We start from the raw sequence: 1273 nt of genomic DNA, 5'->3' as shown, positions 1-1273 counted from the left end.
GCCGCATCTAGGTTTCTATGGATATTCAGATTCCGCCTGGCCTGCAGTGGGTGTCGTACCTTGCCGGTGGGGAGTGGCCGCAGGGTAGTGAGACTCGCATGTTTCGCATTGGCGAGCACTATCAGAACGCTGCCCGCGATCTCGAAAGCCTGATCCCTGACCTGAACAAGGTGCGCAACGAGACCTTGTCGGTGTTGTTCGGGGAGACCGCCCAGGCCGCAGACGACCAGTTCGCCATGCTGTTCGACGGTGAGCATGCGGTCGACAAACTGTCTGAGGCGGTTTCAGCGCTTGGTGACGGTGCCGGCAATCTCGGGGTCGAGATTGAGTACGCCAAGCTGTCGATTCTGGTGGGTTTGGCGCTCGCCGCGGTCGAGATCTCGTGGTGTCTGGCGATGTCTGGTCCCACGTTCGGTGCGTCCACCGCAGCAATACCGGCCATCGAGGCACTGACTATGGCGGCGATACGCCGTGTGGTGCTGGAAGTGTTGGAGCGTCTGGCCGCCAGGTTGCGCGAGATGTTCACGCGCACGATGGTCAGTCGGCTTCTGTATGAGTTTGTCCAAGAGGCGTTCCAAGAGCTCGGCATCGGGTTGACTCAGGAGGGAATCGCTCAAGGCATCCAGATCAACAACGGCCACCGCGCCGGTTTCGATCAGAATTTGATTCGCCAAACAGCAGTGGCATCGGCCGTCGGGGGCGCGGCGGGCGGTGCGACCGCCGTTCCCGTGGGGCACATGCTCGGTCCTGCTGCCAACAGGTGGAGTGCCGCGGCCAAAGGCGCCACGACGTTCTTTTCGGCTGGTGTGGTGGGGAATCTGGCGGGCACCGCTGCGGTCGGTGGTGAACTGGACTGGCGGTCGGTTCTGGCTGGATCTGCGTTCTCCAGCCTTGGCGGGTTGCGCGGCGCCGGTATCGCCTCAACCCACGGTGCCGGTAATCCTTCCGATCCGCAAACCGGCCCGCCGCCAGGCAAAGGGTTCCTCCCGCCAGCAGACGCGGGACCAGTGGGACCAAACGACGACGGCGGACCGTCAGGTCAACCAGACGCCGCCCACAACACAGACAACGACAACAAGACGGCCGGCCCATCGCCGGTCGGACACACTGGTGCGAGAGTTCCCGACGGGACGCCCTCCAGCGCCAAGACCACGAACACCCCAGCAGCACAACGCAGCCCGTCAACTGCCTCCGCCGATGCACCCACGACAGCCGAGTCAACAGACCCCAGCACCGAACACGGCATCGACCACACCACGAGTGATGCCGACGA

General features: G+C 63.6%; 1 protein-coding gene. It reads left to right on the top strand.

What is annotated here, in order from left to right; genetic code table 11:
• Positions 1-98: 98 nt before the first annotated feature.
• On the top strand, positions 99-1273 hold a 1175-nt coding region (locus ACRCUN_RS34125), incomplete at its 3' end, for a WXG100-like domain-containing protein (RefSeq protein WP_462146021.1).

It is taken from the genome of Mycobacterium venezuelense (assembly GCF_054919535.1).
Note: the sequence above shows the minus strand (reverse complement) of the source record. Positions and strands in the feature narration are given on the sequence as shown.